We start from the raw sequence: 13,452 nt of genomic DNA, 5'->3' as shown, positions 1-13,452 counted from the left end.
GATCCAACGCCAGGGGTGCTTTTTGTTGGCGATTGCGTAGTCGGCGTCGTCGAGAACGGGTTGAGTGAGCGTGGTGCTAGTCATGACTTGCGACTCTCGGGTTGTGGCGGCGGGGGTGGGCCTGCGGATCAGGGGTTACTTCACCGGGACCTGAGCCGGGGTGACCTCGTTGCTGTCGTTGATGCCCCACTTCTGGAACGCCTCGCGGTAGGACTTCTCTGTGACGAGCTTCTCCATCGCTGCGGTGATCGCGGGGGTGAGGTCGGAGCCCTTAGGGAGCACCAGCCCGGTGGGCTTCGGCTCGTAGTCGCCGCCCTCGGCGAGGTCGAATGCGCCGGTGATCTTGGCCTGGTAGCCGAGGCCGGTGGCGCCCGAAACAACACCCTCCACGCGTCCCGATGAGAGGGCGGTGATGGCCTTGTCAGTGCCGGGAAAGAGTTTAATGTCGATTGGCTTTTTGCCCGCTTCTTCGCACTGCTTGGTGAAGTCTGGCATAATCTCCATGCCCTGTGTGCTGCCCTTCTCCGCTCCGATCGTCTTGCCGCAGAGAGTCATCGGATCCATCGAGAGCTTCTCGGGGTTGCCTCTAGGCACAGCCACGCCGCTGCCTGACTGGTGGTAAACGACAAAGTCTGCGTTCTGCTTGCGCTCATCGGTGACGGAGAATGCTGACATGGCCATGTCGTACTTGCCCGAGGTGAGACCCGGGATGATGTTGTCGAAACCGGAGGGCACGAAGGTGACTTTGAGTCCGAGTAGCTGGCCGAGTGATTCAGCGAGATCTGCGTCGAGACCTACCACGGTCTTGTTATCTTCGGCGTATACCTCGAACGGTGCGTAGGTCGGATCGGTGGCAACATTGAGTGTGCCGGCCGTCTTGATGTTTGCGGGGAGAAGCGCCTCAAGCGTCGGGTCCGCGTCGAGTTTTGAAATGGTCTCCGTGGGAAGTTTTGGAGTCTCCGCGGTTTTCGCGTCGTTCGCCGCTTCCTTCGAGGCATCGGTGCAGCCAGTGAGGGCGAGAGTGAGGGCCGCCGAAGCTGCGATGGTGATGGAACCGGGTTTGGTGAAGCGCATGAGAGATCTCCTATTCTCGTCGTTGAGCTGATCGAAACATTACACGATTTGCTCTTATTTGCAAATTCTGAAACGTTTGATTCAGAAAGTGCTACGTTGTACTTCGCACGGGGTCAATGTTGTAACTGGGATCGGAGACTCGCACATGATTGCGATTGAAATGCTGCGCCGCACCGAGGCCGCGAGCCAAACTTATGAGGAAGATCTCGCACATCTCGTATCGATTGATTCTGGATCTCACGATGTTGCGGGAGTGAACCGTGTCGCCGACTGGGTACAGCGGCGTCTGGAAAAATTGGGATTTGCGATTGAGCGTCGTACCCTGGATGCTGCCTACGGCGACCTTCTCGTTGGTCGCAAGCGGGGTAGCGGATCGCGGCGCATCGTGGCATTTGCGCACATGGACACCGTGTTTGAGCGCGGAGATGCCGCCGAGCGCCCGTTTTCGGTTGATGCCGATGGGATGGCACACGGGCCCGGGGTAACTGACGACAAAGCGGGCGTCGTTGCTGGCCTACACGCAGCGGCTCACCTGGTCGCGGCGGGTGCCGACAACTACGGGGAGCTCGTGCTGGTCTTTACGCCCGACGAAGAGATCGGCTCACCCGTTGGTGGCGCAGCCCTGCAGAGCATTGCAGACGGCGCCGACGCCGCGTTCTGCCTCGAGTGCGCCCGCGAAAACGGCGACCTAGTGGTTGCTCGTAAGGGTGCGGTCGACCTCGAAATCACGATCAACGGCGTAGCCGCCCACTCGGGCATCGAACCCGAGCGCGGTGCGCACGCCGGGCTTGAGGCCGCCCACCTCACCGTGTTTCTGCAGGCGCTCGCCGATCCCACCCAGCGGCTCACGGTGAACGTTGGCATGCTGCGTGCGGGCGAGCGAATCAACATCGTTCCGGATCGCGCGACCATGAACGTCGAGATGCGTGCAGTGCAGAAGCACGTGCTTGACGGGGCGCTTGAGCGGTTGCGTGAGCGCGCCTCCGATCCTGCCGTTGCTGGCACCAGCATCGAGGTGCGCGAGGTCGACTACTGTGCGCCGATGGAAGAGAGCGAGGCGGGCAACAAGCTAGCCGCCTCTGCGCTTGTACTCGCGAAACAGCTCGGTTTCGAGCCGGGGCTAGCTCACACGGGCGGTGTCTCGGATGCGAACCGCGTGGCTGCCCTCGGAGTGCCGACGCTGGATGGCTTGGGGCCCGTTGGTGGTGGTGATCACAGCCCTAGTGAATGGCTCGATCTTGCGTCGGTGCCGCGCCGAGTTGCGCTGCTTGCCGCGCTGATTCACGAGGCCAGCGCGGCATAACTGCTTTTGCTTGACGACGCTACGCGATCCGCGTGCCCCTCGGAAGCTTCGCCGCTGGAGTGCGTAGCCGATGGTAGCCACCGAAGAGGATGCCTCCCGCAAGCGCCAACTGCAGTACGAGTCCGATCCACCACACCGGCACTGTGCCCTTCAACTGGTCTTGGATGCTTTCGTCTGCAATGCCATCCTGGCCGAAATAAGCTTTCGGGCCGCAAGAATCCCAGCCAGATGTTTGTTCATCGTTGGGTTTCTGCAGTGTGCGAACCCCGTACGACACCTGGCCAAAGAGGTCACTCGGGTAGCTTGTGTTCGTGCGAACTGACACCGCATCTCCGACAACCACATAGGGATTCATAGCGAGGATCCACCAGAACCGCTCCGCGTGCACGATCGACGTGGTGGTCGTTTCTGTCACACAGTCCTCGGGGATCGCGTTGATGCACTTGTTAGTCAAAGCTTGACGAGCTTCATCTCCATTGTCATCGGCAGTATCCGCGTCATAGGCGTCGTCCCAGCACTTCGACGCCGCCATGTCATAGTTCTCAGACGTGACCTGATAGCTGATCTTGACGTACTCCGTCGTTGACCCGACGGCGAGCGCAAACGTGATGAGTGTGCCAACTGACAGCGCAGCGACAACGAGGTAACTGGTGACGATGGAAAAGAGGGGCGATGAGATCATCGCTGAGAGCCCGACCCCGATTGCCGTGAACAGACCGATTTGTAGCGCCAAGACGCCCAGAGCGGTGAGCATCTGGAGCGGGCTTGCCTGCGAGAGTGCCACACTGAGGATCACAAAGGGTGCTGCGACAACCAGGAACGCAACGCCGGTGACCCACGCGGCGAGTGCTTTGCCGAGCAGGATCGGCCAGGCACCCACCAGGGTGACCTGCGTGGTGGCGAGTGTGCCTCCGATCCTCTCCGAGGCAATCGACCCCGCCGAAATTGCCGGTGCGACGAGTGTGCCGAACAACAGTACAAAGTAGGCGATGATTGAGAATAGCGGGTAGCTGTCGACCTCGGTGTCATAGGTGCTCGCTGTGAGTGACAGAACTGACCAAGTGACTCCGGTGACAATCCCGATGAGAGTAAACCAGACAATGCCGAGCACCCACAAAGCCCGTGATCTGCGACGCTGACGCAGTTCGAGTGCGGCGATAATCCATGTGGATCGCCAGAACCCGGGTGAGGTGATACTCGTAGGTGGATTCGGCACGTTCGTGTTCACTGTGTGGCTTCCTGGTTAAAGCGCAGGAAAGCCTGCTCGAGAGATCCAGTGGCCGGAGAAAACTCAATAATCTGCACCCCCGCGGTGACAAGCGAACGCAGTAGTTCAGCCGCTTCAGCGTTGTTCGTGAGTTCCACGACGCGAGATTCACCGCTGAGAAGTGCCTGGGGTGTGACCGGGGTGTGTAACGCTGCCAGCGCCTCATCGAGTGTGGTGATATCGATGGCGCGGATCCGCCAGCGTGTGTTGTGGCGCATGGCATCGGCGACGGTCTCATCTGTGCTGGTGTGACCCTCGCGCAAGAACACGACGTCGTTTGCCAACTGCTCCAGTTCATCGAGCACGTGACTGGTGATGAGAATCGCGGTGCCTTCGTTTGACAGCTTCTCAAGGGCCTGCCGCTGTGCGAGGCGCGCCTCGGGATCGAGGCCTGAGGCTGGCTCGTCAAGAAGGAGCACGCTGGGTTTGTGGACGAGGGCACGGGCAAGGCTGAGGCGCTGCTTTTGGCCGCGGGAGAGTGTGTGGCTGCGTTGCCCGGCGAGCGCCGTGAGCGCGGTTTCGGTCAGCAGCGCCTCGACGCGTTCGCCCGCTGCAAGTCCAGAGATTCCGTACATTGCGCAGACAGCAATCAGTGTCTCACGCACGGTAAGGCTGTCCCAAACCCCGAGGGCGTCGGGCATCCAGCCAAGCGTTGCGCGGGCGGCTCTGGGGTTCTGGACAGCGTCATGCCCACCAATGCGAATCTCACCACTGTCGGGTTTGAGGAGCGTCGCGAGCATGAGCATCAGCGTGGTTTTGCCGCTGCCGTTGGGGCCAACCAGGGCCGTGATCTGGCCCGGGTGTACGCTCAGGTTCGCTTCGTGCACCACGGTGGTGCTGCCAAACGAACGAGAGACGCCCGAGACCAGAATGCTGGGGGATGATGCTCCAGTGCTCATCTGGTTACCTTAACTAGGTTCTCTGGGCGTCTTCGGTGATGGGAAGCGAGATGTTGGGCGCTACCGCCCACCAACCTCCTCGGAACCAACTACGTCGATCATGGCAGTGCCGTAGGCGCCCGGCTCCGTACCGTGGCCGATCTGGCTATAGAGTTTTGGGCTCTTGGAGCGCAACACCAGACCCCAGACAATTCCGATTATCAGCGCGGCGATAATCAACCCCGGCAGCAAGAACGTCGTAAGGTCTGGATGGGCGACGCCGTTCTCATCTACCTGACCTAACATCAACGGGAAATTGGCGAGGATCGCCACGAACATCGCGGCAAGCAGCACTCCGGAAAGTGCGGGGGCAATGACCGTGGTCCACACGCTCAGCTTGGCGGGCCGCTTGCGGAAGAATCCGATGACCGCAAACGCGGTGAGTGACATGAGCAGCACCAGCCCAGCGGCACCGGTGTTGGTGAGCCAGGTGAACATCGTGAGTACAGGGAATAAGAATGCTGTGTCGCCGAACATGGCCTCGGCCGCACCGAAGGCATCACCCGCCAGCGCAAAACCGGCGACAATCACAACCGCGATGACGGTCTGCGCAACTGAGCCGGCCCAGGGTGCCCCCGACTTGCTCGTGTGGCTGAACTTGTGTGAGACCACACCTTCTCGGCCAAGCGAATAGAGGTAGCGGGCGACAGCATTGTGGAACGCCTGCAGAGCGGCAAAGAGACTCGTAATGAAGAGGATCGACATGATGTCGGAAATGATGACGCTCGTGTGATCCGTCATAAAGATGAACATGAGATCTGGCCCTGACTCCTGCGAGGCAGCGACGATTTGCGAGGGTCCGATCCCGACCGAAAACGCCCACGCGCTGAGTGCGTAGAACAGGCCGATCAGCGCAACGGCCAGGTAGGTCGCGCGGGGTACGGTGCGCTTCGGATCCTTCGCCTCTTCGCCGTAGATGGCGCCACTCTCAAAGCCCATGAACGCGGCAACACCAAACACGAGGATGATGCCGAGCGCAGGCCCGAACAGTGCGCTCGGGTTGAGCGCGGCTGTCGAGATGCCCTCCGGCGCAGTCTTGAAGGAGACGATATCGAACAGGATGACCGCGACAAACTCGAGCGCCACGAGTGTGCCGAGCACCTTTGCCGAGAGGTCGACTCGGTTCACTCCGAGCACACCCACAACTACAATGCACAGCAGCACCCACACCCACCAGGGTGAGGCGAAGCCGGTTTTTGCCTCAATGAACATCGACAGTTGGAAACCGAAGAGGCCATAGATGCCAACCTGCATCGCGTTGTACGACACGAGCGCGACGAGGGATCCGCCGACACCCGGTGGGCGACCGAGCCCCTGCGCAACGTAGGCGTAGAACGCGCCCGCGTTGGTGATAAAGCGGCCCATGGCCGTGTAGCCGACGGCGAAGACGGTCAAGATCACGGCGATGAGCAGAAAGCCGAGTGGCACCCCCAGGGAGCCCGTGACCGCAAAGGAAGTGGTGACGCCACCCGCCACAACGGTGAGTGGGGCGGAGGCAGCGATGATCATGAGCGTGATCGATGGCACTCCCAGCGTGCGCCGACTAAGTCCTGGGTCGTGCGGGGCTGTCTGCTGCTGTGTTGTCTCGTGAGCGCTCATGACACTCGTCCTTTCAGGGCTGGCGACATTGCCGGTGCGCCAAAGTGACTTCGGCGTGTTGCCTTTCGAGTTTAGATACGAACCTCTCTGCCGTGAAGGGGTGGACTGTGCTGAGCGTGCACGGGGCGTGTGAATGCGCGCAGGGCTGTCCAAATGGATAGTTGTGCGATTGGGTGCGACGACCTGCGCGATGAGCCTGGATTCGTGCACGGGCTGGAGATCGCCACGGCATAGAGTCGGAGCGTGAGCATTGCTGCTGGAGTTCTAATGGCGGGCGCCGGAGCCCTGTGTCTCAGCGGAGCAGTTATGACCAAGCGCTGGATCGCCATTGCCGCCTCCACTGTCATGCTGCTTGCGATGCTCGACGCGGCCTTTCTGTGGCTGGTGCCTGTGGTCGTCTGGGCGGGCGCGCTTCTTGCCATGGGGCTCTTGCTCGGGATCAAACTGAGGTTTGGTCAGGGACCGCTTGTGTGCGGGGACAAAGTGCTGGCCAGCGACTTGTCGAACGCCGGATCGCACAAGCGTCTCGAACGCGCCGTTACTGTGAGTGCGGCGCTTGCCTACCCGGCGACCGCTTGGCTGCTGCTTGCACACGGGACGCCTGATCCCGCGGGGGCAGTGTCTGCGACGCCGGACTCGCATCGAGTGCACGGTACCGCGACGCTGACGGGATCCCTGCCCCTCATTTTGATAGGCGCGCTCGCTGCCGCCCTAGTGGTGCTTGCGGTACTGGCGCTGCGCCGCCGTAAAGGCATTCTTGCAACCGATGCCGGAGGAATGGCGACCATGCTTTCTGCCATGCTGCTCATGCACTGAACGGAGCGAGGCAACCTGTCGCGATCCCGCGCAGCGGATGCCGCACGGCGGATCCCGCACACAACAGCGCGGTGTGCGCCTCGACCAGCAGGACGCACACCGCGCTGAAGCGAGAAACTAGCCCTGAATCACCTGCGGCTGCGACACGGACTTGAGACCGGCGGTGCCGAACTCCTGGCCGTAACCTGACTGCTTTGCGCCGCCGAAGGGCACAGCGGGGTGGATCGTGCCGTGCGAGTTGATCCACACGGTACCGGTCTCGATCCGAGCGGCAACCTCGCGAGCGCGATCCCTGTCCGATGACCACACGGAGCCGCCGAGCCCAACCTCGAGCTCATTGGCGAGGCGGATCGCCTCGTCAACCGTAGAGTAACGGATGATGGGCAACGCGGGCCCGAACTGCTCCTCGACAACGAGATCGTTGCTCGGATCAATATCTGCGATGAGCGTGGTGGGGTAGAAGTAGCCGACCGCATCGCGGTCAGGATTGCCGCCCAGCACAACCCTTGCGCCGGAGGCTTTCGCCGCCTCGACGAGGCGATCCACGACCCTGAACTGCATCTCGTTCTGCAACGGACCGAGCGCGTTCTGTTCATCGAGGCCAACGCCCATGGGAACCTTCGCGGCGAAGTCGGCGAGTGCCGAGACGACGTCGTCGTAGATCGAATCGGGCACATACAGCCGCTTGAGCGCGGCGCAGGTTTGGCCGGTGTTGATGAAGGCTCCCCAGAAAAGCCCCTCGGCGATCGCCTGCGGGTCCACGTCGTCGAGCACAATACCCGCGTCGTTGCCGCCGAGTTCGAGCGTCAGGCGCTTCAGATTGCCCGAGCTGGCCTCGACGATCCTCTTGCCGGTGCGGGTCGAACCCGTGAACATGATCTTGTCGACCTGTTCACTCTCGACGATGCGCGAGCCGAGGTCACCGGCTCCGACTACGGTGTTCAGCACGCCCTCTGGCAGTGCAGTGTTCAGAATGAAGTTCAGAGCGAGGCCCGACAGAGTTGTGTACTCGGACGGCTTCTGCACAACGGTGTTGCCCATGCGCAGTGAGGGCGCGATCTGCCAGATCGCGATCATCATCGGCCAGTTCCAGGGGTAATGGCCCCCACTGTTCCCAGCGGACGATAGTGCATTTCAGCGAAGGTATCGCCGTCGTCGATGACGGTTTCTACCGGCAGGGGAGTGTCGGCCGTGACGCGCAGCCAGGTGACGCACGCACCGACCTCGAAGCGGGCGTTTGGTCCGTTGAGTGGTTTACCCTGCTCGCGCGACAAGATTCCGACGAGGGCCTCGGAGTTCGCCTCGACGGCCTCGGCGGCCTTGTGGAGGTAGGCCACGCGATCCTCGTTGCTGAGCCCTGCCCAGCTCGCCTGGTGCGCGACGGCAGTGTCAATGGCGCTGTCAACATCGGCGGCGGTATTGACCGGGGCCTTGCCAATGAGTTCGCCCGTGGCGGGGTCGAACAGGTCGCGGGTCTCGCCCGACTTTGGAGCGATGGCCTCCAAGAGGCTGTCGTAGGTGTACATGCTTTATTCCTTACGGTTTGTTCTGATCCAGTTGGTCACTCGGCTACTTGCCGCAGCCGCAGTTTTCGTTGCTGCACTTGCATTCCTCACCAGAACAGCAGCCGCAGGCCCCCGCCGAGCAGCAGCCGTCTTCTGTCATGGCGCACGACGAGCGTGAATCTTCGGGCAGGTTCATCGTGGGATTCTGGTCGAGGAAACCGTGCGGCTTGAACCAGAAGCCTGAGTAGTCCACCGGCATCACGGGCCAGTCCTCGGTTCGTGGAAAGTGGGTCGGGCCGAACGAGTGCCACAGCACGATGTCTTCGCCGTCGAGGCTGCGATCCGCCTTCGTCCAGGTGGGAAGTCCTTCCCAACCCGAGCTCTGGTTGGGATACTGGCCAGCGGAGTAGAGCTCTCCCTCGGTGAACTGAGTGCCCCACAGGTGCTTTGTGGCGAAGTTGGCTCGGGCATAGACCGAAGAGTCGGGCTGCGCGAGTAGTGCCGATTTGCCCTCGGGGATCAACCAGTAGGCCGTGGGCTTACCAACGTGATTCTTGCGGTGTGCGCTGGCGACCTCCCAGACCCGGCTCATAGCCCCGTTCGCCATGCGCTGGGCCTGCTGCTCCGTTTTCAGTTGCGTGTGAGACCAGGTGAATGCGTTGCCGCGTGGGTTCTCAGGGCCCGTAGGAATCTGCACCGCCTCGATCTCACTGAGGATGTTGTCTTCGCCGTCGATAGCCACGTCGAGGCGGGCCGAGAAGATGTGCTGGTGTACCGGCGTGAAGATGCCGGGGGAGACCTCGGTGTTGAATCGGTTGTCGCTGCCGGGAATGCCCGCACCCGCAAAGACGACGCCGGTGGCCTTCGCCTCGAACTGGATCGAGCTGTCGAGGTAGAAGTACCAGAAGAACCCGTAGTCGTAGTTGCCGACCGTTGCGAAGTAGCTAATAACCAGGCGGCGACTGCGGCGCGTGTCAGTGTTGCCGTCGAGGTCGGTGTGCTTCCACTGGATTCCGTAGTCTTCCTCGTGCATGCAGATGACCTGGGGAATCTTGACCGCGTGGCCGAGATCATCATTCACAAAACCGTCGAAGTAGTGAATGACCCCGAGACAGTCGCAGCCCAGGGCGAGCGAGTTGGCGCTGCGGCCGAGTAAGTACTCGCCGGCGTCGAAGTAGCTGATCCAGTAGCGCGTCTCGTCGGTGTCGCCATAGGGCACCACCATCTCGGGCACGCTCGCCCTGGTGAGCACCGGGCGATCCTCACCGCCGTCTCGCCACGACACGTTGTTGAGCACCAGACCCTCGCGGGCATTGAAGCCGACATGCAGCTTCCAGTTCTCCCACTCGACAATGTTGCCGTCGACCGAAAAGCTCGGGCCCTCGGGCATCGTGATGTCGATTGGTTTGAGCGACGTGCGGGCGGGACCCTGCGCATCGAGGGTGTAGTTGCCGTGCTTCATCGGGGTCGGTACGTCGCCCTCGTCGTACACGTCAATGACGCTGCGCTCGGTCAGGTCGACGCGCACGATTAAGCCCTCGACGGGGTGCGCCCACGGGCTGTCGCCCTCGTTCGGAATCAGGTAGGTGAATGAGCGCACGAAACGACGATTCTTCTCGTCGTCTTTGCCGAAGTAGCCCGGAGCGAGCGGGGAGCAGAAGCAGCCGTCAATAAAGTCAGAAAGTCCGCGGCGATCCATAGCTGCGCGCCACTCGGGGAAGCCTTCACGATCTCACCGACCTCGATGAACTCCTCCATGAGGATCGCGGCCTGCCCGTAGGGCTCCTCGGTTGTTGCGAGCACGCGGTAGTCGTCGACGCTGCTGTTGCTGATAGAGACTCGAACTTCGGCGTGCTCGGCGGTTGAACGATCTAGCAGCGTAACAACCGCCCGGCGCTCAAAGGTGTCTCCGGGCCGCCACGAGGTGACAGCGCTCTTCGGTGGGTCAAGCGGAAGTAGCATCGCCACACGAACGTGCTCTGTCAGGTAGCCAGCACTGTCGAGAATGCTGCGTACCTTGGTGATCTCGGCCTCGTTGAGCGGATCGAGCGGGTGCTGCGCGGTAACGGGGGTACTCACTCGCTTGCCGTGTGTGTGAGAGGCATCGGGAATGTGTGCCATGGGGAGGGTCCCTCACTCTTCGTTGAACTCGGATACTTCATCTCAGTATCGGTGAGCGCGCCGCGAATGGCACCGAGAAACGCGAGTCGTGCACACCCAGACAAGAGATGGACCCCGAGGGGTGAACGTTGTGTGGCGCCTTAACCCCGCTGCCGCAGGGCCGTTGGTGACTCACCATAGGCCGCGCGAAAGTTGCGGCTGAAGTGTGCGGCGTCAACGAACCCCCAGCTCGCGGCGATCGTTGCGACGCCGTGATCTGCGAGAGCTGGATCGAGCAGGTCAGCGCGGCAACGCTCGAGGCGACGCTCTTTGATCCAGGTTGAAACAGTGGTGTCTGTTTCCTGGAACAGCGCGTGGAGGTGTCGTATCGAGATGTAGTTTGCTGCCGCAATGCTTCCGGGGCACAGCTCGTGCGAAGTGAGGTTTGCGCGAATGTAGTCGTAGATGCGCTGGCGCATGGTGTGGTGAGGATCTTGCGCAACCGCGTCGGTGTCGAACATCGCTGAGAGTACGGAGGTAAAAAGATCGAGGCTGGTGTGAGCGAGCTTGTATCTTGCCGAGGCCGGCAAGAGATGGAGGTGTGGCGCAGACTTGGATATGAAATTGGCGACCACCTCGGCGAGTGGGTGCTCTGAGCCGAGTGAGACCGCAGTGAGTGAGGTGGTGAACGCCTCGGGGAACTCGAGTCGATCCTTCGGGAACATCATGATGAGATTGCGAAACTGCTCGCCAAACACGAGAGAGTAAGGCTGCGAGGTGTCGTAGAAAGAGATGTCGCCAGGGTGCATGATGACCTCGCGGCCGTCTTGAATAAGCATCCCCGACCCCGAGAGCAACAGACTCACTTTGTAGTACCCGCTGCCGCCGCGAGAAATGCCCTCTCGCGTACGCTCGACCACCTGCGGTATCGAGTGGACCTCGGTAAACGCAAGATCACCCGCACCAACTCCTCGCAGGGAAGCCAGGAACGGTCCGCTGGTCTCCGGGGTGATGTCGAGTGGCACGAACGAACTGTCAACGGTTCGTTGATACGTGCTCAAGTCGTCGGTGCGCATCGCTGCGGGGGCGGCGTCGTGCGTTTGCTGCATGCCTATCACCTCTGGGCCTTGCCGTGACTTCATTGTCGCTCAGGGGAGACACTGAGCATTCACAAGGATGCTATCCGATTGGCAAGCCGACGGCAATGCTGGTGGACGATCTCGAGAGCTTCACAGAGCTGCCAGAGGACGCGCGCGTGTTCACGGAGTCATCAGTTTCCAGAGTGTGGTGATCTCGGCGGATCGTTCGGCGTGAAAGGGGTCGCTGGGGTCGGCTGCGCGTGTGTGCGTTGGGACCGTTTCTTCGGTGCCAACGATGCGCAGTCCGGCCTCGTCGATCCATTTCAGCAGTTCGTCTCGGCTGCGCAGGCCAAGGCGCTCGGCCAGATCCGAGATCACGAGCCAGCCCTGGCCGCGGGGCGTGAGGTGTTCGGCTAGGCCGCGTAAGAGCGCACGCAGCATGGCCGACTTCGGATCATAGATCGCGTAGTCGAGCGGGGTCTGCGGGGTGCCAGGGAGCCAAGGTGGGTTGCACACGACGATGTCGGCGCGGCCCTCGGGAAACATGTCTTGCGGCACGGCCCTCGCGCGATCCTGCAGCCCCAGTTGAACGAAATTTTCGTTTGCGCAAGCCACAGCTCGCTCCTGCGAGTCGGTGCCGATCACCTCGGTTACGCCGCGCTTCGCCAGGATCGCGGCGAGCACGCCGGTGCCGGTGCCGATGTCGAAAGCCTTGTTGGTGGCAGGCAGCTCGGCCCGGGCCACCAGATCGAGGTATTCGCCCCGCACGGGGGCGAAGGTGCCGTAGTGGGGGTGGATGCACGCTCCGAGGGCCTCAACGTACACTCCCTTGCGGCGCCACTGCTCAGCGCCGATGGCTCCCAGGAGTTCCTGCAAACTCACAGCGGTGGGCTCTTTGAGAGATCCGAAGGCGTTCGTCCAGGCGTCGGAAATGTCAGGGGCGCGGGTGAGGTCTATCTCGGGGCCAGGGATCACCGGCACCAGCAGCATCGACAGCACGCGGGCGCGCTGGGTGCGGGCCTGACGGTATTTGTAGAAGCGCTCGACTGTGGTAGATAGGGCCGTGGTGGGCTGAGCTGTGGTGCGCTGGGTCGATCCCGAACCGCGTTTGCGTGAACCCGTGCCGTCGGGAACGCGCCGCGCGATCGCGCTGAGTAGCTGCCTTGCGTTGTGGTAATCACCTCTGAATACCATGCGCGTGCCAGCCGTGGCCATTCTGTACGCCTCATCGGCGGTGAGTGTATCATCGACTGGCACAGGGGCGGCTTGGATCTGGCTCATCGACGTAATCTTACCGTCGCGTATTTGGGTAAAGGGTTGATGTGTGTGCGCTATCGGGTCGAGTTCGTGAGTGTTTCAGTTGCTGCGGTAAGCACGGAGGTTGCGGGGCTGTAATAGGCCCACCGGCCTCGCTGTTCCCGCGTAACGAGACCCGCTTCAACAAGTTGCTTCATGTGGTGCGAGACTGTCGGTTGTGAAAGACCGACCGGTGCCGTCAGATCACACACGCACATCTCTGTGTTTGCGCTTACTGAAATAAGGGACAGCAACCTCACTCGTGTTGGGTCCCCCAGTGCCTTGAATACTTTGGAAAGCCGCTGCGCCTCATCGTCTCCGATGACTTGGTAAGTAGGGGCCGCGCAGTAGCTTGCCCGAACCTCGGTAGTGTCGAGAGCTTGCAAAGTACACATGCCACCATCCTGCCCCACGTATTGACATTTGTCGATGCGTAACTGTAAGTTTCTACATATCGAAGATCATCGATGAATGG

The 13,452-nt window shown here is 61.4% G+C and carries 11 protein-coding genes and 1 pseudogene; 2 read left to right on the top strand and 10 right to left on the bottom strand.

The genetic code is table 11. The annotated features are described in order from the left end of the window. Positions 1-135 precede the first annotated feature (135 nt). Positions 136-1,074, bottom strand: coding sequence for an ABC transporter substrate-binding protein (locus G7066_RS10890; protein ID WP_166331062.1), 939 nt, complete (start codon positions 1,072-1,074; stop codon positions 136-138). Positions 1,075-1,219: 145 nt separating this feature from the next. On the opposite strand from G7066_RS10890, the gene G7066_RS10885 reads away from it, so the two are divergent. Further along, entirely contained in the window at positions 1,220-2,377 is a 1,158-nt protein-coding gene (locus G7066_RS10885; RefSeq protein ID WP_205881433.1) for a M20/M25/M40 family metallo-hydrolase, read from the top strand. Between the two features lie 19 nt (positions 2,378-2,396). On the opposite strand, the gene G7066_RS10880 is transcribed toward G7066_RS10885, so the two are convergent. From G7066_RS10880 to G7066_RS10870, 3 genes are read right to left on the bottom strand one after another with little or no spacing between them, the layout of a single operon-like run. Beyond that, a complete protein-coding gene (locus G7066_RS10880; protein WP_166331060.1) occupies positions 2,397-3,593 on the bottom strand; it encodes an ABC transporter permease in 1,197 nt (398 codons plus the stop codon). 8 nt (positions 3,594-3,601) lie between these two features. Further along, positions 3,602-4,543, bottom strand: coding sequence for an ABC transporter ATP-binding protein (locus G7066_RS10875; protein WP_166331058.1), 942 nt, complete (start codon positions 4,541-4,543; stop codon positions 3,602-3,604). Positions 4,544-4,603: 60 nt separating this feature from the next. After that, entirely contained in the window at positions 4,604-6,181 is a 1,578-nt protein-coding gene (locus G7066_RS10870; protein ID WP_244302930.1) for an APC family permease, read from the bottom strand. Between the two features lie 243 nt (positions 6,182-6,424). Here G7066_RS10870 and G7066_RS10865 point away from each other — a divergent pair, with 243 nt between their 5' ends. After that, positions 6,425-6,997, top strand: coding sequence for a hypothetical protein (locus G7066_RS10865; RefSeq protein WP_205881431.1), 573 nt, complete (start codon positions 6,425-6,427; stop codon positions 6,995-6,997). 117 nt (positions 6,998-7,114) lie between these two features. On the opposite strand, the pseudogene G7066_RS10860 reads toward G7066_RS10865, so the two are convergent. The 6 genes and pseudogenes from G7066_RS10860 to G7066_RS10840 all read right to left on the bottom strand — a co-directional run bounded on the left by G7066_RS10860 (position 7,115) and on the right by G7066_RS10840 (position 13,372). Then, positions 7,115-8,523: pseudogene (locus G7066_RS10860) on the bottom strand (aldehyde dehydrogenase family protein). 43 nt (positions 8,524-8,566) lie between these two features. Beyond that, complete coding sequence (locus G7066_RS10855; protein WP_244303398.1) at positions 8,567-10,174, bottom strand: primary-amine oxidase; 1,608 nt, start codon at positions 10,172-10,174, stop codon at positions 8,567-8,569. After that, positions 10,081-10,623 carry a hypothetical protein gene (locus G7066_RS16300; protein WP_244302929.1) on the bottom strand — a complete coding sequence of 181 codons (543 nt, stop codon included), beginning with the start codon at positions 10,621-10,623 and terminating at the stop codon, positions 10,081-10,083. Before G7066_RS16300 ends, G7066_RS10855 begins: the two co-directional genes overlap by 94 nt. Positions 10,624-10,763: 140 nt before the next feature. Further along, entirely contained in the window at positions 10,764-11,711 is a 948-nt protein-coding gene (locus G7066_RS10850) for an AraC-like ligand-binding domain-containing protein (RefSeq protein ID WP_166331053.1), read from the bottom strand. A 150-nt stretch (positions 11,712-11,861) separates the two neighbouring features. Then, complete coding sequence (locus tag G7066_RS10845; RefSeq protein ID WP_166331051.1) at positions 11,862-12,962, bottom strand: methyltransferase; 1,101 nt, start codon at positions 12,960-12,962, stop codon at positions 11,862-11,864. 50 nt (positions 12,963-13,012) lie between these two features. Then, complete coding sequence (locus G7066_RS10840) at positions 13,013-13,372, bottom strand: ArsR/SmtB family transcription factor (protein ID WP_166331049.1); 360 nt, start codon at positions 13,370-13,372, stop codon at positions 13,013-13,015. Positions 13,373-13,452: the final 80 nt, after the last annotated feature.

The sequence above is a fragment of the Leucobacter coleopterorum genome (assembly GCF_011382985.1).
In the GTDB taxonomy this organism is placed as follows: domain Bacteria; phylum Actinomycetota; class Actinomycetes; order Actinomycetales; family Microbacteriaceae; genus Leucobacter; species Leucobacter coleopterorum.
The sequence above is the reverse complement of the archived record's forward strand: the minus strand, read 5'-3'. Positions and strand labels throughout refer to the sequence as shown.

What these genes read in the sequence shown, in the direction of transcription:
- G7066_RS10890 (WP_166331062.1), bottom strand. Translation starts at nt 1,074, where the DNA reads ATGCGCTTCACCAAACCCGGTTCCATCACCATCGCAGCTTCGGCGGCC.
- G7066_RS10885 (WP_205881433.1), top strand. Translation starts at nt 1,220, where the DNA reads ATGATTGCGATTGAAATGCTGCGCCGCACCGAGGCCGCGAGCCAAACT.
- G7066_RS10875 (WP_166331058.1), bottom strand. Translation starts at nt 4,543, where the DNA reads ATGAGCACTGGAGCATCATCCCCCAGCATTCTGGTCTCGGGCGTCTCT.
- G7066_RS10870 (WP_244302930.1), bottom strand. Translation starts at nt 6,181, where the DNA reads ATGAGCGCTCACGAGACAACACAGCAGCAGACAGCCCCGCACGACCCA.
- G7066_RS16300 (WP_244302929.1), bottom strand. Translation starts at nt 10,623, where the DNA reads ATGGCACACATTCCCGATGCCTCTCACACACACGGCAAGCGAGTGAGT.
- G7066_RS10850 (WP_166331053.1), bottom strand. Translation starts at nt 11,711, where the DNA reads ATGCAGCAAACGCACGACGCCGCCCCCGCAGCGATGCGCACCGACGAC.
- G7066_RS10845 (WP_166331051.1), bottom strand. Translation starts at nt 12,962, where the DNA reads ATGAGCCAGATCCAAGCCGCCCCTGTGCCAGTCGATGATACACTCACC.
- G7066_RS10840 (WP_166331049.1), bottom strand. Translation starts at nt 13,372, where the DNA reads ATGTGTACTTTGCAAGCTCTCGACACTACCGAGGTTCGGGCAAGCTAC.